This window comes from Kitasatospora sp. NPDC057904 (genome assembly GCF_042887925.1).
In the GTDB taxonomy this organism is placed as follows: Bacteria; Actinomycetota; Actinomycetes; order Streptomycetales; family Streptomycetaceae; genus Kitasatospora.
The window spans coordinates 327,855-350,290 of the sequence record NZ_JBHVOL010000002.1 but is presented as its reverse complement, the minus strand read 5'-3'; the positions used below and the strand labels follow the sequence as shown (position 1 = coordinate 350,290).

The 22,436-nt window shown below is 73.4% G+C and carries 21 protein-coding genes and 1 tRNA gene; 11 read left to right on the top strand and 11 right to left on the bottom strand.

Features of this window, described 5'->3' with window-relative positions; all coding sequences use genetic code 11:
- Positions 1-38: 38 nt before the first annotated feature.
- A complete protein-coding gene (locus tag ACFVSN_RS07055; RefSeq protein WP_387953823.1) occupies positions 39-2,486 on the bottom strand; it encodes a hypothetical protein in 2,448 nt (815 codons plus the stop codon).
- 195 nt (positions 2,487-2,681) lie between these two features.
- Here ACFVSN_RS07055 and ACFVSN_RS07050 point away from each other — a divergent pair, with 195 nt between their 5' ends.
- Positions 2,682-3,608 carry a hypothetical protein gene (locus ACFVSN_RS07050; protein ID WP_387953822.1) on the top strand — a complete coding sequence of 309 codons (927 nt, stop codon included), beginning with the start codon at positions 2,682-2,684 and terminating at the stop codon, positions 3,606-3,608.
- 225 nt (positions 3,609-3,833) lie between these two features.
- Entirely contained in the window at positions 3,834-5,021 is a 1,188-nt protein-coding gene (locus tag ACFVSN_RS07045; RefSeq protein ID WP_387594346.1) for a CaiB/BaiF CoA transferase family protein, read from the top strand.
- A 237-nt stretch (positions 5,022-5,258) separates the two neighbouring features.
- On the opposite strand, the gene ACFVSN_RS07040 is transcribed toward ACFVSN_RS07045, so the two are convergent.
- Positions 5,259-6,254, bottom strand: a complete 996-nt coding sequence (locus ACFVSN_RS07040) for a DUF2278 family protein (RefSeq protein WP_387594348.1) — start codon at positions 6,252-6,254, stop codon at positions 5,259-5,261.
- A 169-nt stretch (positions 6,255-6,423) separates the two neighbouring features.
- Positions 6,424-7,236, bottom strand: a complete 813-nt coding sequence (locus ACFVSN_RS07035; protein ID WP_387594350.1) for a hypothetical protein — start codon at positions 7,234-7,236, stop codon at positions 6,424-6,426.
- Between the two features lie 174 nt (positions 7,237-7,410).
- Between ACFVSN_RS07035 and ACFVSN_RS07030 the strand changes: the two genes are divergently transcribed.
- Positions 7,411-7,581, top strand: coding sequence for a hypothetical protein (locus ACFVSN_RS07030; protein WP_387594352.1), 171 nt, complete (start codon positions 7,411-7,413; stop codon positions 7,579-7,581).
- The gene (locus ACFVSN_RS07025; protein ID WP_387594354.1) at positions 7,574-8,125 is read left to right on the top strand and encodes a DUF4303 domain-containing protein; all 552 of its coding nucleotides are present in this window, start codon (positions 7,574-7,576) and stop codon (positions 8,123-8,125) included. The genes ACFVSN_RS07030 and ACFVSN_RS07025 overlap by 8 nt, the downstream gene beginning before the upstream one ends.
- Positions 8,126-8,143: 18 nt before the next feature.
- Here ACFVSN_RS07025 and ACFVSN_RS07020 read toward each other — a convergent pair whose 3' ends face one another.
- Positions 8,144-8,701 carry a helix-turn-helix domain-containing protein gene (locus ACFVSN_RS07020; protein ID WP_387953820.1) on the bottom strand — a complete coding sequence of 186 codons (558 nt, stop codon included), beginning with the start codon at positions 8,699-8,701 and terminating at the stop codon, positions 8,144-8,146.
- A gap of 86 nt (positions 8,702-8,787) precedes the next feature.
- Between ACFVSN_RS07020 and ACFVSN_RS07015 the strand changes: the two genes are divergently transcribed.
- Positions 8,788-9,663, top strand: coding sequence for an alpha/beta fold hydrolase (locus ACFVSN_RS07015; RefSeq protein WP_387594358.1), 876 nt, complete (start codon positions 8,788-8,790; stop codon positions 9,661-9,663).
- Positions 9,660-10,259, top strand: a complete 600-nt coding sequence (locus ACFVSN_RS07010) for a DUF1707 domain-containing protein (protein ID WP_387953819.1) — start codon at positions 9,660-9,662, stop codon at positions 10,257-10,259. The genes ACFVSN_RS07015 and ACFVSN_RS07010 overlap by 4 nt, the downstream gene beginning before the upstream one ends.
- Here the strand turns inward: ACFVSN_RS07010 and ACFVSN_RS07005 are convergent, their stop codons facing one another.
- From ACFVSN_RS07005 to ACFVSN_RS06995, 3 genes are read right to left on the bottom strand one after another with little or no spacing between them, the layout of a single operon-like run.
- The gene (locus ACFVSN_RS07005) at positions 10,260-10,691 is read right to left on the bottom strand and encodes a MarR family winged helix-turn-helix transcriptional regulator (RefSeq protein WP_387953818.1); all 432 of its coding nucleotides are present in this window, start codon (positions 10,689-10,691) and stop codon (positions 10,260-10,262) included.
- Positions 10,691-11,107: an SRPBCC family protein gene (locus ACFVSN_RS07000; protein WP_387594364.1), complete on the bottom strand. Its 417-nt coding sequence runs from the start codon at positions 11,105-11,107 to the stop codon at positions 10,691-10,693. The genes ACFVSN_RS07005 and ACFVSN_RS07000 overlap by 1 nt, the downstream gene beginning before the upstream one ends.
- Before the next feature lie 55 nt (positions 11,108-11,162).
- A complete protein-coding gene (locus ACFVSN_RS06995) occupies positions 11,163-12,098 on the bottom strand; it encodes a LysR family transcriptional regulator (RefSeq protein WP_387594365.1) in 936 nt (311 codons plus the stop codon).
- Positions 12,099-12,263: 165 nt separating this feature from the next.
- On the opposite strand from ACFVSN_RS06995, the gene ACFVSN_RS06990 reads away from it, so the two are divergent.
- Entirely contained in the window at positions 12,264-13,142 is an 879-nt protein-coding gene (locus tag ACFVSN_RS06990; protein ID WP_387953816.1) for an SDR family oxidoreductase, read from the top strand.
- A gap of 125 nt (positions 13,143-13,267) precedes the next feature.
- Positions 13,268-14,362, top strand: a complete 1,095-nt coding sequence (locus ACFVSN_RS06985) for a PQQ-binding-like beta-propeller repeat protein (protein ID WP_387953815.1) — start codon at positions 13,268-13,270, stop codon at positions 14,360-14,362.
- A 203-nt stretch (positions 14,363-14,565) separates the two neighbouring features.
- On the opposite strand, the gene ACFVSN_RS06980 is transcribed toward ACFVSN_RS06985, so the two are convergent.
- Positions 14,566-15,594: an AraC family transcriptional regulator gene (locus ACFVSN_RS06980; protein WP_387594371.1), complete on the bottom strand. Its 1,029-nt coding sequence runs from the start codon at positions 15,592-15,594 to the stop codon at positions 14,566-14,568.
- A gap of 126 nt (positions 15,595-15,720) precedes the next feature.
- On the opposite strand from ACFVSN_RS06980, the gene ACFVSN_RS06975 reads away from it, so the two are divergent.
- Positions 15,721-15,792, top strand: a tRNA-Glu gene (locus ACFVSN_RS06975).
- Between the two features lie 177 nt (positions 15,793-15,969).
- On the opposite strand, the gene ACFVSN_RS06970 is transcribed toward ACFVSN_RS06975, so the two are convergent.
- On the bottom strand, positions 15,970-17,502 hold the full coding sequence (locus ACFVSN_RS06970; RefSeq protein WP_387594373.1) for a serine hydrolase domain-containing protein: 1,533 nt from the start codon (positions 17,500-17,502) through the stop codon (positions 15,970-15,972).
- Positions 17,503-17,738: 236 nt separating this feature from the next.
- On the opposite strand from ACFVSN_RS06970, the gene ACFVSN_RS06965 reads away from it, so the two are divergent.
- Positions 17,739-19,433 (top strand): serine/threonine-protein kinase, encoded by a 1,695-nt coding sequence (locus ACFVSN_RS06965; RefSeq protein WP_387594375.1) that lies wholly within the window; start codon positions 17,739-17,741, stop codon positions 19,431-19,433.
- 36 nt (positions 19,434-19,469) lie between these two features.
- On the opposite strand, the gene ACFVSN_RS06960 is transcribed toward ACFVSN_RS06965, so the two are convergent.
- On the bottom strand, positions 19,470-20,096 hold the full coding sequence (locus tag ACFVSN_RS06960) for a TetR/AcrR family transcriptional regulator (RefSeq protein WP_387594377.1): 627 nt from the start codon (positions 20,094-20,096) through the stop codon (positions 19,470-19,472).
- Between the two features lie 108 nt (positions 20,097-20,204).
- Here ACFVSN_RS06960 and ACFVSN_RS06955 point away from each other — a divergent pair, with 108 nt between their 5' ends.
- Positions 20,205-20,873: a hypothetical protein gene (locus tag ACFVSN_RS06955; RefSeq protein WP_387594379.1), complete on the top strand. Its 669-nt coding sequence runs from the start codon at positions 20,205-20,207 to the stop codon at positions 20,871-20,873.
- A gap of 61 nt (positions 20,874-20,934) precedes the next feature.
- Here ACFVSN_RS06955 and ACFVSN_RS06950 read toward each other — a convergent pair whose 3' ends face one another.
- Positions 20,935-22,407: an FAD-dependent monooxygenase gene (locus tag ACFVSN_RS06950; RefSeq protein ID WP_387594381.1), complete on the bottom strand. Its 1,473-nt coding sequence runs from the start codon at positions 22,405-22,407 to the stop codon at positions 20,935-20,937.
- Between the last annotated feature and the right edge of the window lie 29 nt (positions 22,408-22,436).

The window sequence follows — 22,436 nt, the reverse complement described above, 5'->3', positions numbered from 1 at the left end:
CCTGGACGGCCAGGGCGTGGGGGCGTGCGGCGTGCTGGTCAGCCGGTGGTGTTGCGGCGTCGGCGGAGCCAGACCAGGGCCGTCCCGGCCGCCGTGAGGGCGGCGGCGGTTCCGGCGACGCCGGTGATCCGGAGGCCGGTGGAGGCGAGGCTGCCGCCACCACCGCCACCGCCGGTGCCGCTGTTGCCGACGGGCGGCGGGGTGGTTCCGTCGTCACCGCCGTCACCGGCTCCACCGGTTCCGCCCGTGCTGCCGCTCGGGGTCGGTGCCGGGGGCCCGGTGGGCGTCGGTGTCGGGCTGGTGGTCGGTTCGCCCGTCGGGGTCTGCGTCGGTGCCGGAGTCCCCGTCGGCGTCCCGGTCCCGGTCCCGGTTGGTGTCGGGGTCGGCGTAGGCGTGGGCGTAGGCGTCGGGGTAGGCGTGGGCGTCGGGTCGCCGCTGGTGCCGGCCTGACCGCTGTTGTCGCCGCCCATGACGGTGATCCCGTCGTCCTTGTACGACAGCGCCTCGCTCTTCGCGTGCTGCGTGACATCGTCCAGGTTCGGCTTCGCGGCCTGGAAGGCGGCCTGGTCGATCTTCTGCTGCGGCTGCTGCTGGAAGTCGACCCCGCCGACGATGTAGGTGTAGACCGTTCCCCCGAGCGGGAGCTGGTACGTGAAGTCGCCCTCGGTGAACGACTTGCGCATCTCGCGCCACACGGTCATCTTGTCCCAGCCGGCGTTCGTGCCGCGCAGCGGCCACTTCGACACGTCGTTGCTGTCGATGACCTTGGTGAACGCCCCGCCGAAGGCCGTCGGGTCCTTCGCGACCGTCTGGCGGACGTACTCGGCGCCGATGCGGGCCTTGTAGACGCGGCGCAGGTCCGCGTACTTGGGGTCCTCGTTCACCTCCTTCTCCACGATCGGCAGGATCGTGGAGCGGTAGACGTCCATGTTGTGGTCGATCTGCTCCTTGGTCAGGTTGCAGCCCGTGCCGGGGCCCGAGCTGGTGTAGTCCTGGGCCACCGTCTTGACCTCGAGCGGGCTGTCGAGGATGTAGACGCCGTCGTCCTGGACGCGCACCTTGGCCTGCTTGGGCACGATCCAGTTGCGGGTGGAGTTCATGCACGGCAGTCCGTCGATCCGGGAGATGCCGTACCAGAACTTGTTCCCGGCGTCCGTCTTCGGGTCCTCGGCGCGGCCGAAGTCGCGCTTCATCGCGAGGTCGGCCTCCAGCAGCACCCGCCCGGCGTCCGTCCCGTCGAACGGCGACTGCATGATCGTGTTCGGGTCGTCGGGGTTGAGGTTGACCCAGAAGTGGTCCGGGGTGAGCGCGAGCCAGGTGAAGAAGGCGTCCGAGACGAGCTGCGCCTTCTCCTGTCCGCCGAAGCCGGGGTGCTCCTCCTCGTCGGTGTTGCTCGCGCTGAAGGCGTACTTGAGGTCCCCGGCCTTGGTCTGGCCGATGTAGGAGAGGTCGAGGGTGGAGAAGTCGATGCCGCCGGGTCGGCGGATGTCCTGCTCGGGCTCCTCGATCAGGCCGTTCGTCCGCTGGGCCTCCTGCTCCGCCTCCTCCGGTGTCGGGGCCGAGCCCTCCACCATGTCGGTGCCCGCGCCGACGGACGGCTTGGCCGGGTCCACGGTCATCGTGCCGGGGGCCTGGCGCATGTACGGGGTCTGCCTGAACTGCGGCTCCGGGGTGGCCGAGTGCCGGTAGTAGTCCACTCCGGCGCTCTTGTACTTGGCGATCGTCCTGGCGTTCGGCTGCTGGCCGTTGATGTAGACGACCTTCCAGCCGCGCTTGACCAGGGCCTCGTCCACCGGCAGCTGGGCCTTGTCGTAGCCGATGCCGGACTTGATCTCGTAGATCGTCCTGGTCCGCATGTTGACGGCGTCGAAGAGCCGGTTGCCCTTGGGGAACCGGTCGCCGAGCTCGTCCTTCAGCTCCTGGTAGAGCTTCTCGTCGAGGTCCTTGAGGCTGCCCTGGCAGATCCAGTCGACCCCGCCGAGGTTGAAGTAGCGCACGACCTCGCGTTCGTAGGCGTCGCCGCGCTTGTTGTTGCCCACGTTCCGCGTGTAGACGCTGTTCAGCCAACTGTTGAAGCTGCCCTTGTACGGCTTGTTGCCGGCCTGCTTCTGCATCCAGGTCGCGACCGCGTTCTCGATGCTGCCCCATTCGTACTTCTTCGGGTCGGACCCCTGGGGCAGCGGGACCTGGGACGGATCGGTCAGGCCGTCGAAACCCTTGGGCGGCAGGTCGTACGGGTAGAGCCGCTGCTCGGCGTCCGGGGTCGCCCACTGGCCGGAGCCGGTGGGCCGGTAGCCGGGGAGCGTGGACTGGTCCGGCGGCGTCGGCGTGGTGCCGTACTTGTCCTGGCAGCGCGTGATGGACGGCGCCGCCTCGGCGTGCTCCTGCAGGCCGGGCAGGCCGGCGAACACGAGCGCGGTGATCCCGAGGACGACGGCCGTGGCCTGCGCCGCCAGCAGTCCCCTGGTGCGTAACGGTTGTCGCACGGTGTGGCGATCCCCCTGCGGGGGCCGAGAGTCGGACATGCGGCCGGTGGCGTGCGGCCCCCGTCGACACGTCCCCGGCGGCGCCACCCTAGCCGCGGCACGGCGGGGATTCGACGGCTTTACAGATCGCCCACAGAAGCCACAATTTTGGCTGAAGTCACGGGAGTTGTCGGTGCAGGGCCTAGGCTGACGGGCATGAGCGATGATCACGGCGGGGCGGGGGAGCGGTTGCTGGAGGACTGGCTGGAGGACCTGCCGCTCCTGGTCGCACGCCTGGAGCAGGTGCACATGCCGGACGGCTTCGTCCTCGACTACGGCACGGACTCGCTGGCCGCCCTGGAGCGGGCGCTGCTCGACGAACCCGGCGGACCGGACGAGGACTTCGCGCGCGCGGCGGCCGGGTACGCGGGAGAGGTGCTGATGGGCGTCTGCGGCGGGCGGTGGGACGTGGAGGCCGGGCCGGCCGTGCTCCCCGACCCGGCGCTGGGCCTGCCACCGCTGTCGGTCGGCCTGCTGGTCGACGTGGCGCTCGCGGAGCGGAGCGGCGAGGTGTTCGCCCGGGAGTACGAGCGGCTGCTGGCCGCCGTTGCCGCGGTCCGCGCCGTCGATTCCGGCTGGGCGCCCGAGAAGGAGGGTTCACCGCTGGACCCGGTCGGTCCGCAGCCCGACGACCCGGAACTGGCCGACTGGCTGCGTGAGCGCCGGGCCGCGTTCGGGGCATGGGCGGGGCGACTGCGGGGAGGCCGGAACGCGTACGACTTCTCCCTGGTCAGCCTCGACGCGCTGGAACGGGAGGTGCGGGCCCGGTGCGCCGGGGCGGGAGCGTTCGACGCGGAGCCGGACGGGCCGTTCCCGGGCGGCCCGTTCCTGGCCGGCGCGGTCTGGTACCTCGGCCAGGTCGTCTGCCTGCGGTGCGACTCCGTCTGGCTCCACTGGCCCGTCGACCCCGGCGCCGAGCCCGGCAGCCACCACCACCCCGACAACCCGTGGTCCGGCATCCCCTTCACCCACCAGCCGCACCGTCGCAACGCCCAGGCGTTCAACCCGCTGGCCGAACTCCGGGGCCTGATCCGCTACGGCGACGGCTACCACCTGCGGAACGTCGTGCCCGCCGTTCGCTGACGGGTGTCGGTTGGAGCCGGAGCGTTCAGCGGTTGCCTCGATCGACGGCTACCCGACGTAAGCCTGGCCCACGGGCCTGCCGCACCTGCCGCTTCCGGTGCCGGCCCGCGACCGGAGGGAGGCCCGGCCGGGGGCCGGTGACGGGGTGTCCGGCGGAGGGTGAGACGGACTGAACCCGGTCCCATCCGGGTAGGTCACGATCCGTTCACGAGGGAGGGAGTCCAGGTGTCGCTGCCGCTGGCGGGTGTCACGGTGATCGCGTTGGAGCAGGCGGTGGCCGCGCCGCTGGCGAGCAGGCACCTGGCCGACCTCGGCGCGAGGGTGGTGAAGATCGAGCGGCCGGACGGCGGCGACTTCGCCCGCGGCTACGACCACAGCGTCAACGGGTTGGCCAGCCACTTCGTCTGGCTGAACCGCGGCAAGGAGTCGGTCGCCCTCGACCTGAAGGCGCCGGAGGGCCGCGCCGTGCTGGCCGACCTGGTGGCCGGCGCCGACGTCTTCCTGCAGAACCTCGCGCCCGGCGCCGCCGCCCGCCTGGGCTTCGGCTCCGCCGAACTGCGGGCCCGGCACCCCCGGTTGGTCACCGTCGACCTCTCCGGCTACGGCTCCGGCGGCCCCTACCAGGACAAGCGCGCCTACGACATGCTGATCCAGTGCGAGTCCGGCCTCGCCTCGGTGACGGGCCCGCCCGACCGGCCGTCCAAGACCGGGGTGCCGAGCTCGGACATCGCAGCCGGGATGTACGCGCTGACGGCGACGCTCGGCGCGCTGGTCGGCCGCGCCGCGACGGGGCAGGGTGCCGCGATCGAGGTGTCGATGTTCGAGGCGACGGCCGAGTGGCTGGGCCACCAACTCCACTACACCCAGGGGGCGGGCCGCTCGCCGGGCCGCGCGGGCCTCTCCCACCCGGCCATCGCGCCGTACGACGCCTACCCGACCGCCGACGGCCGCGAGGTCATGATCGGTATCCAGAACGACCGCGAGTGGGCCCGCTTCGCCACCGGCTTCCTGGACCGCCCGGACCTCGCCGACGACCCGGAGTGGGCCACCAACGTCGCCCGGGTGCGCCGCCGCCGACTGGTCGACGCCCTGGTGGGCGGCCGGGCGGCGACCATGACGGCCGACGAGGCGATCAAGCTCCTGGACGCGCTCGCCATCGCCTCCGCCCGCCTGAACGACGTCGCCGACCTCCTGCACCACCCCCAACTCGCCGCCCGCGACCGCTGGCGCCCGGTGACCACCCCGGTCGGCGAAGTCCGCAGCCTGCTGCCGCCGTTCGGCTTCGCCGGCATCGAACTCCCCATGGGCCCCGTCCCCGCCCTCGGCGCCCACACCGACGCGGCCCTGCGCGGGCTCGGCTACTCCGACGAGCGGATCGCCGAGCTGCGCGCGAGCGGGGTACTGGGGGAGTAGGGCCCGCCTCTCACCGTCCCGGACGGCGCGAGTCATGATCCGCTGCGCGCCTCGTTCCACTCATGGCCGACGGCCGGGCTTCAGCCCTGCACCAGCAGGTCTCGGCGCTCGGCAGCGCCACCTGACGAAGGAGTCATGCATGCCGTCCGACGGGCACCGGCCCTCGGACAGAGGGCCGTCCTGCCTGGTGAGGCTGCCGCCGCGATGTGCTCCCAGGCCAGGGCGGCCCTCGAACCCTCAGAAGGTGAGGGTCTGGCCGGGGACGGAGGCCTGTTTCCGGGTGTAGGCGACGCCGTGGACCTTGAGGCCGGACTGGTCGAGGAGGGTGATCGCGCCGCCGTCGGCGCCCAGTCGGAAGCCGTTCGCGGCCGGGAAGGTGGTGGAGGTGCCCGGCTGGAGCTCGGTGTCGGGGAGCGGGAGCACGTTCTGCTGCTGGTCGCTGAGGTGCCATCCCTGGAGGCTGATCGGCGTGGCCGAGGTGTTGACCAGGGTGACCGTCTCGGGTGCCGGGGCGACCGGGTTGACCAGGGCGGCCGAGATCCGCATCGGCTCCTGGTGCGGGGTGGTGGGCCGGGTGGGGGCCAGGGCGTGGCCGGTGGTGTCGTCGGTGTGCCACGCCTGGGACTGGAAGGCCAGGAAGATCGCCACCCAGCGGTTCTCCGGGGCCACGTGCAGCAGCAGGCCGCCGTCCTGCCAGACCCCGTCGTCGCCGGCGTGCCCCGCGTCGTTGCCCTGGTTCATGTGGATGTCGTGGACACCGTTGCCGGGCTGGAAGCCGAACACCTTGTCGCCGGCGTCGGTGGGCCAGCGCTGGCCGAAGACGTAGAGGCCGATGGTCTGGTCGGCGATTGCGCGCTGCACGTAGTGGTCGAGCAGGTCCTCCAGGTCGTTGTTGAGGCCGGGAACGTCGGCCGGCAGAACGCGCATGGTGGCCGGGTCGAAGAGGTTCCCGCGGATGAAGTCCAGGCTGGCCGTGCCGGGACGGGACGGCTCGGGGTGCCAGCCGCTGCCGGCCGGCGGGAGCAGCTGGACCAGCGGGTGGTGGAAGTCGTCGATGGCGACGTACAGCAGGTTCGGCGGCGTGGTCTGCGACCTGACGTTCACGGCGATCCGGTAGTCGGTGCCGCCGTCGTCGCGTACGTGGATCTGGTAGTGCGGCGTCGAGACCTGCGCCGCCTCGCGCGTGCTCTCGATGGCTTTGGCGGCGAGCACACCGTAGTTGACCAGGGGCATGTGTCGTCCTCTCGGCTGAAGGCGCGGGTGGCGGTGACTCGAAGTGGCCGCCGTTGTCGTGCCTCCCGTTATCGCCGATCGACTGCCGGGCGGGGCGGAGAACCGCGCGGTGTTCACCCGCCTGCCATCCGACGACCAGTCGAAAGAGTCCCCTCGGGGCCAGGGGGCGTCAGCCGTTGGCGCAGCCGGCCGTCGCGCAGGTCTGCCAGGGGCCCCAGACGCCCGGGGTCCGCTCGGAGACCTCGGCGTACATCGACGGGGCGTTCCACATGTGCGCGACGACCGTGAGTGTCCCGTCCGAGGCCTGCGTGACGGTGGACGGCGTGGCGACGGAGGACGGCAGCGGGCCGGTCCCGAGGTCGGTCCAGGAAGCCCAAACACCGGGCGCACTCTGCTCGTTGACGTACAGCCGCGGTGCACCCGAGCCCTGGTAGACCTCGAAGAACGCCAGCGTCCCGTTCGCCCTCGTGAAGGCCACCGGCGGGCCGAAGAAGCGCGGCACGCTCGCCGGGGACGGGCCGAACGCCTCGGGCGCCGACCACGCCCCGCCCTCTCCGGACTGGTGCATCCGGACCAGGACGGTCGACTGGTAGCCGATGGTGAACACCTCCAGGCTCCCGTCGGCGTCCGCGGCCGCGGTGAGCACGAGGTTCTGGAAGTTGAGCGCCATGCCGTTGACCTGGCTCCAGCCGCCGTACGCGCCGCCGGGGGCGCTCTGCGAGCGGTACCAAATCGTCTGGCCGGTCGCGTAGTTGGTCGAGAAGATCGCGACCTGAGCGTGCGTGCCGTCGGGGCGGGTGACCGTGGTGGACTGCACCTGGGTGCCGGGAGGCGTCGCGTCCTGCGCCCGGAGCCCGGCCGCGGCCACGTGCGTCGGGGCAGGGCTGTGCGCCTGGGCGGCCGGTGCGAGGAGTCCGGCCGTGCCGATCAGTGCGGCGCAGACGGTCGCCGCCGCCCTGAGTCGGCGTGCGTTCTTGCGCATGGTCCGTCCCTTCCGATCGGTCGCCTGGGGCACGTGTGCCTCGGCCATCCTGGCGCCCGGGTAATCATCCTGTAGGCGTGTGGCGGGAATTGGCCGGAATGCGAGGGTCCGGGGGAGAGGGGGCGATGTCGACTGCCCGGCCTGCCGGTGCCGGTGCGGCCTTATGGTCATCGTGTGACACCGAGACCACCACGCAGGATCCGGGTCGACGGACGGGACTACCGCTGGAGGGTCCAGGTCCTCGACCCCGGCCACGTCGCCGTCCGGGTCTGGCTCGACGGGCCGGGACGGCGGCGGCAGCTCGTCGTCTCCGTCGAATTCGACGACCGGTGCCGTCGTGCCTGACGCCGGGGCCCGGCTGCGGGCGGAGGTGGAGCGGGCGGCACGGGCCGCCTTCGCGGGGCTGCTCGACGCCCGTCCCGCTGCGGACGCCGCGGACTACTGCGGGTACGCGTTGTACTCCGACGCCGGCGCGATGACCGTGTGCTGTGCGGCCAACACCGTCCCGCACCTCGCCAGGCTGCGGGCCGAGGACCCGACCGAGGCGGACTACTACGAGTGGACTCCGGCGGAGTGGGCGATGGAGGGCGTCGCGGCCGAGCAGTTCGCGTCGATCTGCCGACGGCTGCGCGCCGAGAGGCCGGACGCCGACGGTGCGCAGTTCCGGATGTTCCGGGACGCCGTGTACGAGGCGTGTGTGGCCGCGCTCGAATCGCTCGTCGCCGAAGGTGCCTTCGGCCCGGGCACCGACCACGTGGTGGTCTTCGCCGTCTCCGACCCCGATGACCTGGACCCGGCCCGCGAGGCCGAGTGGATCCGCCGCCTCAACTCGCCGGCCCGGGCCGACCGGTTCGCCCGCTGGCGCGGAACGGCCCCGGGCCGACCGTAAGCGGGGCCGACCGGTTGCTCAGGAGCGCGCCTCGTCGCCCGCCTCCGCCGCCGGGCCGGTGGGGAAGCGGATCGGGCTGAGCAGGTAGGGCCTGCGCCCGGGCGCCGGTTCGTTCGCCAGGTAGGGACCGAGGACCGCGAGCAGGTCGCCCGTCATCCGCCCGAGTTCCTCCGGGCTCAGCCACAGCGTGCCCTGCCGGTAGGAGACTCCGTCGGCCACCGGGTCGGCGCCCTCGCGGTCGAGGTAGGCGTTGAACTCGGCGATGAGGACGGCCACGGCGGCGGCGAAGCCCCGGCGGTGGTCGTCGGGCGTCATCGCCGCGGCGTCGGCGGTGCCGACGGAGGGGCGGTCCCGGCGCAGCCGGTAGGACCGCTCGACGGTGCCGCGCACCCGCCGCTCGTCGGCCACCTCCAGGAAGCCCGCCTCGGTGAGTACGCCGACGTGCCGGTACATGGTCACCTTCGGCACCTCGGGCATGCGCTCGCACAGCTGGGAGGTGGTGAGGACCCGGTCGCCGGCGAACGCGTGTACGACGCGCAGCCGCACCGGGTGGAGAAGCACGTCCGTAGTGTCCATGGGCTTTACGATTCCACACTTGGCACTATTATCGAAACTGGAAATGATGGCGATCCATCGGTGATCGACGGCGATCGGAGGGGGACATGCGCCAGCAGAGGGGACGGACGGTGCCGGTGAACGGCCGGTCCGTCTACGTGGAGGAGTCCGGCACCGGACCGGACCACGTGGTGTTCGAGGCGGGCGGGGGAATGGGCCGCACCTGCTGGGATCCGGTGCGGCCGCTGCTGCTGGACCGGGCGCGCCTCGTGGCGTACGACCGTGCCGGCTTCGGCCGCAGCGGCCGGACGGAGGCCGGGCTGAGCATCGACGACATGGCCGCGGACCTGGTCGCGCTGGTCGAGGCGGTCGTGCCCGGCCGCTTCGTGCTGGTCGCGCACAGCATGGGCGGCCTGGTCGCGCGCCGCGCCGCGGAGGCGCTGGGGCCGCGGCTGCGCGGGCTGCTGCTGCTCGACCCGACGGCGGAGACCGCGCCCGTCTACGACACGTTCGACCGGACCGTCACCCAGGTGGACCGCAGCCTGGCCATGCTGCAGACGCTCGTCCGGTTCCGCTGGTTCGCCCGCCTGACCAGCGGGAACGTCCGCCGGGTGTTCCCCGCGGACGCGTACGAGACCATGCTGGCCGAGGACTTCGTCCCGGCGGGCATCGCGCAGACGAGGAAGGAGATCAAGGCCGTGGCCGAGGCGATCCCGCGCTTCCGTGTGGCGCCGCCCGCCCCGCCCACGTGCCCGACCGTCCTGCGATCGGCTTCCCGTCCGCAGCCGGGCCGGGCGCGGCACCACGCCGGACTCGTCGAGCACCAGCGCCGCTGGGTCGAGGCGCTGCCCGACGGCCGGTTCGAGCGTGCGGACTCGGGCCACTTCATCCAGGCCGAGCAGCCGGGCGTCGTCGCCGACCGCGTGCGTGAGTTGCTCGACGCGTCCCACCCCGACACCGGGACCGGCGAGGAGGCCCGGTGACGCACGAGCCCCGCGAAGCCACCCCGGCCCTGCGCGTCTCCGACGCCGACCGCGAGCGCGCCGCCGTCGTCCTGCGGGAGGCGACGGCCGACGGCCGGCTCGCCACCGGGGAGCTGCACGAGCGCCTGGACCTCGTCTACGGCGCGCGGACGACGGGTGAACTGGCCGACGCCGTCCGGGACCTCGGGTCGCCGGGCGGCAGGCCGACGGCGGCCGAGGACGCCGGCGTGCTGAACGACTTCGCCCGTCGCGGTCCCTGGTTGGTGGGCGCCCGGTACCGCGCCACGGCGATCGTCGCGACGGGCGTGGTCGACCTCCGCGAGGCCCGGTTCACCGGCCCGGAGACGACGATCCGCGTGCACGCGTGGATCGGCACGGTCCACGTCGTCGTCCCCGAGGGCGTCGAGGTGTGCGTCGAGGGCACCGGAATCCTGGGCGGCTTCCACCAGGAGCGCGGGACGGCGCACCGCCCGGCCGCCCACCGGATCACCGTCACCGGCGTGGCCGTGTGCGGGAGCGTCCTCGTCGTGCGCGAGCTCCCGGCAGCCAAGGAGCGCCGCCTCCGGAAGCGCGAACGGAAGGGCCTCGGCGGATAGTCACGCCTCCGGGGCGGCGGCCAGGCGGCGGAGCAGGGTCAGCGTGTCCTCGCGGGGCACCGGGCGGAAGAACTCCGCGTCGACGGCCTCGACGGCGGCGATCGCGCGCGGGGCCAGCTCGGCGCCGCTGCCGGTGATGCGCAGGCGCTTGGCGCGGGTGTCGGCGGGGTCGACCTCGCGCTCGATCAGGCCCTTGGTTTCGAGGGCGCGCAGCACCTGGGAGGTCATCTTGACGTCGGTGCCGGCCTGGCGGGCGAGGGCGAGCTGGTTGGGGTGCTCGCCCCGGGAGTTGAGCCACCAGGTGCAGGCGAGCAGGACGAACTGGACGTGGGTGAGGTCGAGCGGGCCGAGCGCGGCGGCGATGTCGCGCTGCCAGCGCAGCGTGGCGTGCCAGAGCAGGAACCCGGGGCTGTCGCCGGGGCCGGGCGCCATCAGCCGCGCGCCAGGGCGACGAGGGCGGCCATGGTCGCGGGCCAGTCCGCGGTGACGGCCGGGCCGAGCTGCGGGCCCGTCAGGTCGACGGTGTCGCCGGTGATCTCCATCCGGTAGGTGACCCGGGTGCGCAGCCGCTCGCCGCGTTCCAGCCGGTGGGTGGTGCGCAGGACGAGGCCGTCGATCCTGGCCTCGTCGACGAAGAGTTCGCCGGCGATGGCCTCGGCGATGCGCAGGTGGACGGGGTCCTGCCCGCAGGGGGTCATGAGGATGCCGGTGCCGGCCTCGAACGGGCCGTCGATCCGGACGCTCACGATGTCGGCGTTCCACGCCCCCCAGTGGTCGACGTCGGCCCACAGGCGCCAGACGGCCTCGGGGGTGGCGTCGGTCTCGACGCTGTGCTCGTACGTCCACATGGGGCGCCTCCGGAAGGGGAAGAGGTAATCCGTCCGTAGATTATCTGCGCGCAGGCTATGAGTCCAGGCCACCCCTCCGCGTCGTGACCCCGCGCTGCGGCTCCGGCGTGCCCGTCAGCAGCGCCTCCGCCGCCTTCCGGAAGGCGGCGACCAGGCGGCCGCGCTCGCCGGCCCGCACCGCCAGTACGACGTGGCTCGGCTCGACGCCCTCCATCGGGACGACGACCAGGTCCGGGCGCGGCGCGGACCGCCCGGGGCCGATCGGGACGAGGGCCACCGCCCGGCCGTCGGCGACGAGTTCGAACTTGTCCTCGTTCGCCGCGACGAGCGGCCCGTCGGGCGCCCGGCGGCCGTCCGGGCGGGGGTCGATCCGCCAGAAGGCGTCCCAGGCCGGGTCGGACACCCGTGGGAGCGGCTCGTCGGCGATGTCGTCGAGGGTGACGGACGCCCGGCCGGCCAGGCGGTGCCAGGCCGGCACCACGAGGGCCCGGGGCTCGTCGTGCAGGACGGTCACGTGCAGCCCGTCCGTCCTGAGCGGCAGGCGGGTGACGACCGCGTCGGCCCGGTGCTCCAGGAGGGCCTGGCGGGCGTCGTTCCAGGCCAGGTGCCGGGTGTGCACGTCGGCGTCCGGGTGGCGCCGGCGCAGCTCGCGCACGGCCGGCGTGACGATGAGGTTGGCCGTGTAGCCGACGGTGATCCGGCTCGGCTCGGCGGCGGCCCGGGTGTGGGCGGCGGCCTGCGCGGCCGAGCGCAGCAGCGCCCTGGCGCGGGGCAGGAACACCTCGCCGGCCTCGGTCAGCCGGCTGCCCTGCGGGGTGCGGTCGAGCAACTGCGCGCCGAGCTGCTGCTCCAGGCGGCGGATCTGCCGGCTGAGCGAGGGCTGGGCGACGCGCAGCTCGGCGGCGGCGCGGCCGAAGTTGCGGTGGTCGGCGACCACGGTGAAGTAGCGCACGAGGCGGAGGTCGAGGTCCGGCGGGGATGGGTCGGCCATGTCCCCAGCGTAAGCCCCGTTCCCTGGGGATCACCTTCGGACAGCACTCCGACCAGTGGTGATGCCTGATCCGTATTGCGCGATCCGGAACAGGACTTGGACGGCGGCCGCCCCACCCGCCGACGCTGGAGGCACCGAGCCGTACCCACGAGGAGTGAACGCATCATGCGCGTGTTCGTCACCGGAGCCACCGGCTTCATCGGCAGTGCCGTCGTCCGCGAGCTGCAGGCCGCCGACCACGAGGTCGTCGGGCTCGCCCGCTCCGACCGGTCCGCGGCGGCGCTGGAGGCGGCCGGGGCCGGAGTGCACCGCGGCGCGCTCGACGACCCCGGGAGCCTGAGCGCCGGCGCGGCGGCGGCCGACGGGGTCGTCCACCTGGCCTTCATCCACGACTTCAGCCGCTTCGAGGAGTCGGTCCGCGTCGACGGGCGCGCCATCGCCGTGCTGGGCGCCGCGCTGGAGGGCACCGGAAGGCCCTTCGTCGTCAGCTCCGGAACGCCCGCGGCACCCGGCCGCGCCGCGACCGAGCGCGACCGCGCCACCCCCGGCACCCCGGCGGCCGGCCGGGACGCGAACGCCCGCGCGGCGCTGGACCTCGCGGCCCGGGGCGTCCGCCCGTCCGTCGTCCGGCTGCCGCGCAGCGTGCACGGCGAGGGCGACCAGGCCTTCGTCCCGACCCTGATCCGGCTCGCCCGCGAGAAGGGCGTCTCCGGGTACGTCGGGGAGGGCTCCACCCGCTGGCCCGCCGTTCACGTCCGGGACGCCGCCCGGCTCTACCGCCTCGCCCTGGAGGAGGCCCCGGCCGGATCGGTCCTGCACGCGATCGGCGACGAGGGCGTGCCGATCCGCGAGATCGCCACGCTGATCGGCCGCCGGCTGGGCCTGCCCACCGGCCCGCTCCCGCCCGAGGAGTTCGGCTTCCTGGGCGCCCTCCTCGGCGTCGACCAGTCGGCGTCCGCCGCCCTGACCCGCGACCTGCTCGGCTGGCGGCCGGTGGAGCCCGGCCTCGTCGAGGACCTCGACCAGGGGCACTACTTCGCCTGATCCGCCGTCAATCGACATGCCGGGGCGGGAACCAAAACTCGGTGTACGAAGTCGAGTCTGGTGTGAATTCGAACGAAACGCAGAACGATCCGCCCCGGCCCCGCCCCGGCCGCAGGAGGCTGCTGGTGAGCGCCGCGGGAGGCGCCGGCGCCCTCGCGGTCGCGGCGAGCGTCGGCTGGTGGGCCCGTCGGGACGACGCCCGCGGCCCGCGGATCTGGAGCACGACGGCCGCCGGCGGCCGGGTCGCCCTGAACACCGGCGCGCAGAACGGCCTGTACGTCTCCGGCTACGACGGTAGGGTGAGCGCCCTCGACCCGCACACCGGCACCGTCCGCTGGAGCAGCGAGGTCACCACCCCCGGCCACGCCGACACACTGGACGGCTGCCCGATGGCCGTCGCGGACGGACTGGTGTGCGCCACCAGCCTGACCCGCCTCCAGGTCCTCGACGCGGCGACGGGCGCCGTGCGCTGGCAGGCGGAGGAACCCGACAGTATGACGGCCGAGTGGGGCGACGGTCCGGCCGTCGCCGGCGGCCGGGTGTTCGCGGCGTACGGGGGAGCCCTGCGCTCCTACGACGCGGCCACCGGCGAACTGCGCTGGAGCGGCCCGCCGGACACCTCGGGCGTTCCGGCCGTCGCCGGGGACACCGTGTACACGGCCGGGAAGTCGGCGGGCGTGCGCGCCCACGACGCGAACAGCGGCGAGCAGCGCTGGGAGCAGAACGCCGTCGGCCGGCAGTTCACCGGTCCCGTCGTCCGCTCCGGCGTCCTGTACACCGCGGACTTCGACGAGGCGACGAAGTCCTCGACCGTCTACGCCCTGGACGCCGCCACGGGCCGGGTCCGCTGGCAGCAGGCCGAGCAGGACGTCCCGGGCTGCCCGCTCGCGGTGTCCGACGGCACGGTCCTCCTGCTCGGCGGGCCGCGACTGACCGCCCTGGACGCGGACACCGGTCGGACCCGCTGGACCGCTGCCGTCCCCAGCGGCCTCGGCCTCGGGGGCAACGCCGTCACGGCCACCGCCGACACCGTCTACGTCGGGACGAACGACGACCGCGTCTACGCCCACGACCTCGCGACGGGCCACCTCCGCTGGCAGGACGAACCGAAGCGCACCGGCAACGAACGCACCGGCATCTACCTGGCCGCCACCGGCACCGCCGTCTACCAGGGCGGCCGCCGGGGCGTCCACGCGCTCGGCGCGGTGCCGTCGGCCTGACGTCCCGGCACATGACGCAGCACGGCGGCCCGGCACGCTCCCCTGTGGCGTGCCGGGCCGCCGGCCCGTCCTGCTGCGCCGGGTGGATTGGGTCCGGCGCCGGAGTGGACGGCGGTGGGGCGCCGCTCCTCCTCGGGGAACGAGGCTGCCAGGTCGCGGACCTGCCGTGTTGTCACCGAGTCGACAGTTCCTGCGCACTGCGTCTACTCGCCCGCGCCCCCTGAGGACGCGGTGCGCCGGTGCTCGCTCGGGGAGATCCCGTACGCGGCCCGGAACGCCCGGCTGAAGTCGGAGGCGCGGGGGAGGCCCCGGCGGACGGCGACGGCCTGGACGGGCAGGGCGCGCAGCGCGGGATCGGCCAGGTCCTGGCGGGCCTTCTCCAGCCGTTGGCGGCGGATCCACGCGGCGACCGTCTCACCCTCCGACTGCTGCGTGAAGACGCGGTGCAGGTAGCTGACGGAGATGTGGTGCGCGGCGGCGATCACGGGCGGCGAGAGCTCGGGATCGTGCAGGTTCCGGCCGATGAACGTCCGGACGTTCTCCACCAGGGCCCGCTGCCGGGCGTCGTCCGGCAGCACGGCCTCGGCGTCCAGCTCCCGGGCCAGCCAGGCGGCGACGAGGTCGATCACGACCGTCCCCAGCCGGGGCGCCTCGGCCGGGCCGAGGAGGGCGGCCTGGCGGTCCAGCCCGACCAGGAAGTCGGAGAGCAGCGCACTCGTACCCTGGCGCCCCGAGAACCCCCGGCCCATCAGGTCGCGCACCCGGTCCGGGGGCAGGGGCAGCATCGCCATGGGGAAGTCGATGCCCAGGGCATCGGTCCGGGGTGCCTGCGGTCCGGCGGTCCCGGTGGCGCGGCCGGCGAACGCCCGCACGTCGTACGGGTGCGAGCTGTCGAGCACGGTCAGCTCGCCGGGCCGGAACACCGTCGTGCCGGCCCGGGGGTCGCGGGTCAGCGACAGGGCCCCGTCGAGCACCAGCGTCAGGTGGCACACCTCCCGGTCGGACTGCCGCACCCGCCGTGCGGACCGCCGGAACCTGGCCGGCGGGAACGACGACTTGAGGAGCGTCACCGGCCCCAGCTCCAGGTGCCGCATCTCCGCCTCGAAGTGGTCGGCGTGCGCACTGGTCATCTCGCTGTCCCGGGTCCGCCCGATGAGCTCCCGCCAGCAGTCGAAACGGTCCTCCGCAGGCAGTTCGTCGCCCCGGAACACGGTCCCCGCACTCCCGGTCAATCCTGGCTCCTTCCCTCGGCTCCTGTCCCCGTCGGCTCTCGATTTTCCTCTTCCGATCATGAACTGGTAACTTCTTATCCGTCGACGGGACCAGATCGCGGAAGCGAGCGGGGCCAGGTCGGTCAGGCGTCGGTGGTGCAGTGGTAGCACGCCCGCTTTCAGCGGGAAGGGTTCGTTCGATTCGGGCCCGGCGCTCCAACTCGCGGGGGCGGGAGCCGGTTTCGGCTCCCGCCCCCGCGGCGTTTCCGCGGGTCAGTTGCCGCGGCCGTCGCGAGGAGCGGGCACGCGCGGCAGGACGTCCCAGAGCGGCCGCCCGCCCGCAGCCGCTTCGGGTAAAAACGGGCGGAGGCGAACGGCCGCTCAGCAGGTTTGCGGTCAGGCGGACTTGGCCGTGGCGCGGACGCCGAAGTGGACGTAGCGGGTGCCGTCGGCGAGGGCGTAGAAGACGACGGGGATCCACGCGTCCTTGTCGTTGCGGCGGCCCGCGAAGACCGTCTTGGCGGGAGAGTCGGACACGGGCGTGAGGTGCCAGACGAGCGGGTCGAAGGTGCCGGCGAGGCCTCCCCGGCCTTCGTAGCGCAGGTCCAGCACACCCTCGCCCTCGCCCTCGCCCTCGCCGTCGCCCTCGCGGGCGGTGATGGTCATCAGGAAGCCCTCGCGCAAGTAGTGGCCCGTGAACGGCTCGGTGTCGACGGTCGGAGGGTTGTCGGCCGGGCCGAACGCGGGCATGGCGACCCCGGCGAACTCCGCGCTCAGCTCGCGGCACAGGGCCTCGTGGACCTTCGGCGCGGCGCCCCCGCCGTTGGTGAGCAGGGCGATGGCGAGGCCCTTCTCGGGGATGGCCCGCAGGTAGGCGAGCTGGCCGAAGGTGCTGCCGTCGTGGCCGAAGCCGCGGGCGCCGTCCCACTCGAACAGGCCCCAGCCGAGGCCCCAGTGGGCGCCGAGGAACCACTGGTCGGGCATCTCGACCTCACGCGTGAGCATCGCTTCCACGGCCGCGGCGGAGAGCACCCGGGTGCCGTCCGGCGCGGTGCCGCCGTCGACGAACATCCGGGCGAAGCGGACCACGTCGGCCGCGGTGGCGCTGATGCCGCCGTACGGTCCGGCGGAGCGCGGCAGCATGTTCCACAGCGGGGTGGGCACCGGGTCCTCGCCGGGCTCGCCCATGTGCCCCATCGCGGCGCGGAAGCGCAGCACCTCCTCGGGCAGCGTCATGGTGTGTTCGAGCCCGAGCGGCTCGCAGATGAGCTGCTTGAGCGCCTCGTCCCAGGTCAGGCCGGTGATCACCTCGACGATCCGGCCGAGGACGTTGTAGCCGGTGCTGGAGTACGACATGGTGGCGCCGGGCGGGTTGGTGAGCCCGACGTCGCGCGTGCTGTCGACGTAGCGGGCCAGGCAGTCGTCGCCGCGGCCCGTGTCGTTGACGTGGTCGCCCTCGATCCCGCTGGTGTGGTTGAGGAGCTGGCGCGGCGTGACGGTGCGGGCCGCTTCGGCGTCGGCTAGGGCGAAGTCGGGCAGGATCTCCGCGACCGGCCGGTCCAGGTCGAGCTTGCCGGCGTCGGCGAGGCTCAGGACGAGGGCGGCGGTGTAGCCCTTGCTGACCGAACCGATCTGGAACACCGAGTCCGTGGTGGTCTCCACCCCCGTGCCGGTGTGCAGGATCCCGCCGGCCACCTCGTGGATCTCCCCGCCCGTGAGGACGGCCAGCACGGCGCCCGGAATGCGGTGGACGGCGAGCAGCTCGTCGAGCCGGCGCTGCCAGTGGTCGGTGTCGAACGCCCCGCCCGTCCCGGTCCTGCCCAGCGCCCGGTCGACGACCCGCGCGGCCTCCTGGTGCGTGCGGTCCACGAGCTTGGTGACCTCGCGGTCGACGTTCTCCGAGAACTCCTTGTACATGTCCTTCGACACGTTTCCCCTCCCAGATGACGGGTGGTGCGTGGTCGCCCCACCCATTCGAACACCGTTTGAAACGGTCGCGACACCGGCCCGGTTCCCGTCCGCCGGGAAAATTTCCAACACCGTTCGAAACCGGCCGTCTCCGCGGCCGGGGCGGTGTCGGGGGATCGGTGTGTGTACGGGTCGGCTCGTCGCTAGCATGATGCGACGCCCTGACGAGGCGGATACATGACACCTGGGGGGCTTGGGTGACGTCGGAAGAGGGTCGTTCGGTCGGGCCGGGCGCAATCGTCGCCGGCCGGTACCGGCTGGCGAAGCGGCTCGGCGCGGGCGGCTTCGGCCGGGTCTGGCAGGCGCACGACCTCGTGCTGCGCGTCGACGTGGCGATCAAGGAGGTCTGGCTCGCGCCCTCGATGAGCGGCGCGGAGCAGGGCGAGCGGATCAAGCGGGCGGAGCGGGAGGCCCGCAGTGCGGCGCGGCTGCGCGACCACCCGCACGTCGTCGCCGTGCACGACGTCGTCGTGGACGGCGGAACGCCGTGGATGGTCATGCAGCTGGTGTCCGGCCGGTCGTTGGCGGATCGTCTGGACGCCGAGGGACCGCTGTCCGTGCAAGAGGCAGCGCGGGTGGCCGCGGGTGTCCTCTCCGCACTCGGCGCCGCGCACGCCTGGCAGATCGTGCACCGGGACGTCAAGCCGGCGAACATCATGCTGACCGACGACGGTCAGGTGCTCCTCACGGACTTCGGCATCGCGGTCGACAGCCAGGACACGGCACTGACCGCCACCGGCGCGTTCATCGGTTCCGCCGAGTACATGGCACCGGAACGGCTGCAGGGCGGCCCGGACGCGCCGGAGGGGGACCTCTTCTCCCTCGGCGTCACCCTGTACCAGGCCGTGGAGGGGGTGTCGCCCTTCCGGCGGGCCAGCGCCGCTTCGACGTTGCTGGCGGTCGTCAGCGAGGACGCCCCCGTGTCGGGAGCCGCCGGAGCCCTCACGTCCCTGATCGTCGGTCTGATGGCCAAGGACCCGGCTCGTCGTCCGACGATCGACGAGGCCACCCGGATGCTCGGTGGTCCCCACCCGGTGCCCTCGGCGGCGGACGGTCCGGACGACGGGCCCCCGCTTCCGGCGCGGCCGGGCCCGGTGGCGGCCGGCCGGACCCGGACCACCCGCCGCTGGCCGGCCTTGACGGCGACGACGCTGGCCGTGGGCCTCGCTGTCGGCGGGATGGTGGTCGCCGCCTCGCTGCCGCCGGACGGCTCGTCGGACGCGGGCCGCAGCGCGACTGCGAGCACGGCCACCTCCCCGCCCGCCTCGTCCCCGACCCCCACCCCCGCCGCCTCGGCCTCTCGCCGGTTCAACCTCCAGCCCTACCTGCTCGACCGGACCGACATGCCCGCGTTCACCGTGACGACCACGAGCGGGTTCGCCGATCTGCCGTACGCCACGCCGGCCACCGGCCCATGGTCGTGCGCGCCCCGGAACCGGGAAGTGCCATGGGAGCGGAGGACATCGGCCAACGCCGTGGCGTTCTCGCCGGACGGCAATGGCTCCAACAAGTGGAGCCTCGGCTATGTCGTCATGGAGGTCGGCGAACAAGTGGCCGCCCAGCACCTGGCCGCGGTTCGTGAGGAACTGCAGCAGTGCTCTGCCTTCGCCTTCACCTGGCTGCCGGGTTCCTCGGGCCCCCACACCTGCACGGTCAGCATCACGCCGCGGCCGGCCCCGGCCGTCAGTTACGCGGGTGGCAACGTGGTGGCACGCCGGGAGACGTACAACTGCCACGATTCCCGGACCACCTACGCGACGGCCTGGTCGGACAAGGTCACCGTCACTCGCAACGGTTTCCTGGTGGAGTTCTTCACGGAGAACGACGACCCTTTCCCCGACGAGCCCAGGCTGTCGGACATGATGAACGCGGCACTCGCCAAGCTCCCCTGAGCCGGGACGCCGACGCGCGCGGGAGGAGTCTGACGGCTACGCCAGCGCCGCGAAGCCCGTGCACAGGAGCCGGATGCTCCGGGTGTACTTCTCGTCCTGGCTGATGCGCGGGATCAGCGGGCCCATGACCAGGGGGAAGCGCTCGCACAGGTCGGCGTAGAGCTCGGCGGTGACGGGCGGGGGCGTCGCCGGCTGGTTCTGTTCCTGGAGGACGAAGCCGGTGGCGTGGCTGAGGAGGGTGTCGGCGGCGGTGGGGCAGTGGTCGGCGGGGAGGCCGGCGTCGAGGAGGGTGCGCAGCAGGCGTTCCATCAGGGAGAGGGCGCCGGGGCTGAGCATGCCGGGGCTCTCGGCGAGCAGTTGGGCGCCGCCGGGGTGCTGTTTGATGCTCCGGCGCAGCGTGGCGGCCTGGGCCTCGACGCGGTCCTGCCAGGTGGCGTCGGCGGGGAGGGCGGCCAGGGCTTCGGTGCCGGCGTCGTAGGCCGCTCGGCAGATCCGGTCGGCCATCAGGGCGAGCAGCTCGTCCTTGCCGCGCACGTGGTAGTAGAGGCTGCCGGCGTGGGCGTCGAGGCGGTCGGCGACCTGGCGCATGGACAGGTTCTGGTAGCCGACCTCGGCGAAGACGGCCATGCCGGCGTCGACGATGCGCTCCTTGGTGAGCTTCATGCGGTCCACGGTACCGCGTTTTCCAACACTGTTCGAAAACTGTGCTAACTTTGCGCCATCACGTTTTCGAACGGCGTTGGAAAACGCCGAACCGGGGGGAGGGCGGGCATGGGGGCGATCCTGTTCAACGTGACCACGGCCGCGCTGATGGTCATGATGGTCAACTGCGGGCTCGGGGTGGTCGGCCGGGACACCCTGCGGGGGCGGCCGCTGCCGTGGGCGGCGATCGTCCTGACCGCGCTCGCCGTCGGCGGCGTCGTGCTCCAGCTGGTCTGGTCGGGCGCCATGGACGCGCTCGACGCGGACCCCGCCAAGTCGGGCTGGTGGCGCGAGTTCACCTCGGTGTTCATGCAGAACGGCGGCCTGTTCGGCGGCCTGTGGAACCTCGTCACCCTCGCCGCCGTCGCCGCGCTCGCCCACTGGTACTGGGGCGGCACGCTCACCCTCGGCTTCTTCCTCGCCGGCATCCTGCTGCCCGGCCGGATCGACGACCTGCTCGGCTTCGGCGGCGGCCCCAGCACCGACCCCCGCAACTTCGCCGGCAGCTCCGGCGCCACCTACTTCCTCGGCGCCACCCTGGCGATCGCCTTCCTCGCCCGCACCCGCGTGCCGAAGGAGATCGCCCTGGCGGCCGGCGTTCCGGCGCTGGGCATGGCGATGTGGCTCGCCCAGGAGAACGGCCACGGACTGGTGTCCGTCTACGGGTTCGCCCTCGGCGCGGTGGCGTGGGCCGTCCGGAGCCGGCTGGTCCGCCCGGCGGCCGAGCGGACGGCCTGACCCCGGACGAGCGGTACGAAGCGGCAGCGGGTGCACAGCGCCCGCTGCCGTCTTGCGGCGTTCAGCGGCACAGGGTGCGCAGGGCGGTGACGCACTCCGCGGCCCGGCGCTGCGGGTCGGCGTCGGTTCCGGCCCAGGCGATCCGGGCGTCCGGACGGATGAGGACGGCGCTCACGTCCCGCCAGATCGGGTGCGCCGCCTCGGTGTCGACGGTGGCGGCCCGCTGCTCCAGGCCGTCCGCGGGACATGGTGTCCGCGTCCCGTCGAGGTCCAGCAGGAGCGGTCGGCCGTGGTGCATCAGCGGGTGGGCGGTGGGTGCGTCGGCCGCCGCCAGGGCGAGGCCGGCCAGCCGGGTGCCGGTCAGCGGGTGCGCGCCGGGCACGGTGCCGGCGGGGATCGGGTCGTCGAAGCCGGCGATCCGTCGGGCCCACTGGTGGTTGGTCCGGGGTTCGGCGAGCGCGGCGGACCAGACCTCGCGCAGCGCGATCTGTTCCGGGCTCGCCGCCGCGAACAGGGCGAGCTGCGCGCGGGTGTTGTCGATGACGGCGCGGGCGGCCGGCCGGCGCTCCGTGTCGTAGCTGTCGAGCAGTCCGTCGGGTGCCCGGCCCTGGAGGGTGGCGGCCAGCTTCCAGCCCAGGTTGGTGGCGTCCTGGATGCCGAGGTTCATGCCCTGCCCGCCGGCCGGGAAGAACATGTGCGCCGCGTCCCCGGCCACCAGCACCCGTCCGGCCCGGTACCGCGTGGCCTGGCGGGTGGCGTTGCCGTAGCGAGAGAGCCACCGCGGGTTGCGGATGCCGAGGTCCCGCCCCAGCAGGACGCGGGTCTGCTCGCGCACCTCCTCCAGGGTCAGCGGTTCGCCGGCGCCGAGGTGCATGGTGGCCGTGGACAGTCCTGCCAGTCGGTGGACGCCGTCGCCGATCGGGGCCGCCAGGAACGAACCGGCCGGCCCGGTGGCGCCGAGCGGCGCGGCGGGCGGGTCGTCGAGTTCGACGTCGGCGAGCCACCCGGTCATGGTGGTGTCCTGACCGGGGAATTCGACGGCGGCCGCCCGGCGCACCGCGCTGCGGGTGCCGTCGCAGCCCACCACCCAGCGGGCCCGCACGGTCCGGTGGGTGCCGTCGGCCCGGATCACCGCCTCGACGGCGTCCGGCCCCTGGGTGAGCGAGACGACCTCCTGTCCGCGCAGCACGCGGGCGCCCACGGCGACCGCGTGCTCCTCCAGGAGCCGCTCGGTGACGGACTGACCGAGCGCCAGCATGAAGGGGTGCACCGCCCCGACCGTGGAGAAGTCCAGCCGGGTGGTCGCCGCGCCGAAGTGGCCGGTCGGCACCGGTGTGCCGCGTTCGATGAACCGCTGCGCGAGGCCGCGGGTGGCGAAGGTGTCCAGCGTGCCGGCCTGCATGCCGACCGCGCGCGACCGTCCGTCCGGTGCCGCCCGGCGTTCCACGACGACCACCTCCACCCCGTGCAGGCGCAACTCCGCGGCGAGCCAGAGCCCGACCGGGCCGGCCCCGGCGATGAGCACGTCGAGCATGACAAGTACTTCCTCTCACAATCGGCATG

Coding starts and splice junctions, on each gene's coding strand:
- ACFVSN_RS07020 (WP_387953820.1), bottom strand. CDS start 8,701: ATGGACACTACGGACGTGCTTCTCCACCCGGTGCGGCTGCGCGTCGTA.
- ACFVSN_RS07000 (WP_387594364.1), bottom strand. CDS start 11,107: ATGTGGACGTACGAGCACAGCGTCGAGACCGACGCCACCCCCGAGGCC.
- ACFVSN_RS07015 (WP_387594358.1), top strand. CDS start 8,788: ATGCGCCAGCAGAGGGGACGGACGGTGCCGGTGAACGGCCGGTCCGTC.
- ACFVSN_RS06990 (WP_387953816.1), top strand. CDS start 12,264: ATGCGCGTGTTCGTCACCGGAGCCACCGGCTTCATCGGCAGTGCCGTC.
- ACFVSN_RS07005 (WP_387953818.1), bottom strand. CDS start 10,691: ATGGCGCCCGGCCCCGGCGACAGCCCCGGGTTCCTGCTCTGGCACGCC.
- ACFVSN_RS06950 (WP_387594381.1), bottom strand. CDS start 22,407: ATGCTCGACGTGCTCATCGCCGGGGCCGGCCCGGTCGGGCTCTGGCTC.
- ACFVSN_RS07035 (WP_387594350.1), bottom strand. CDS start 7,236: ATGCGCAAGAACGCACGCCGACTCAGGGCGGCGGCGACCGTCTGCGCC.
- ACFVSN_RS07040 (WP_387594348.1), bottom strand. CDS start 6,254: ATGCCCCTGGTCAACTACGGTGTGCTCGCCGCCAAAGCCATCGAGAGC.
- ACFVSN_RS06955 (WP_387594379.1), top strand. CDS start 20,205: ATGGGGGCGATCCTGTTCAACGTGACCACGGCCGCGCTGATGGTCATG.
- ACFVSN_RS07050 (WP_387953822.1), top strand. CDS start 2,682: ATGAGCGATGATCACGGCGGGGCGGGGGAGCGGTTGCTGGAGGACTGG.
- ACFVSN_RS06960 (WP_387594377.1), bottom strand. CDS start 20,096: ATGAAGCTCACCAAGGAGCGCATCGTCGACGCCGGCATGGCCGTCTTC.
- ACFVSN_RS06995 (WP_387594365.1), bottom strand. CDS start 12,098: ATGGCCGACCCATCCCCGCCGGACCTCGACCTCCGCCTCGTGCGCTAC.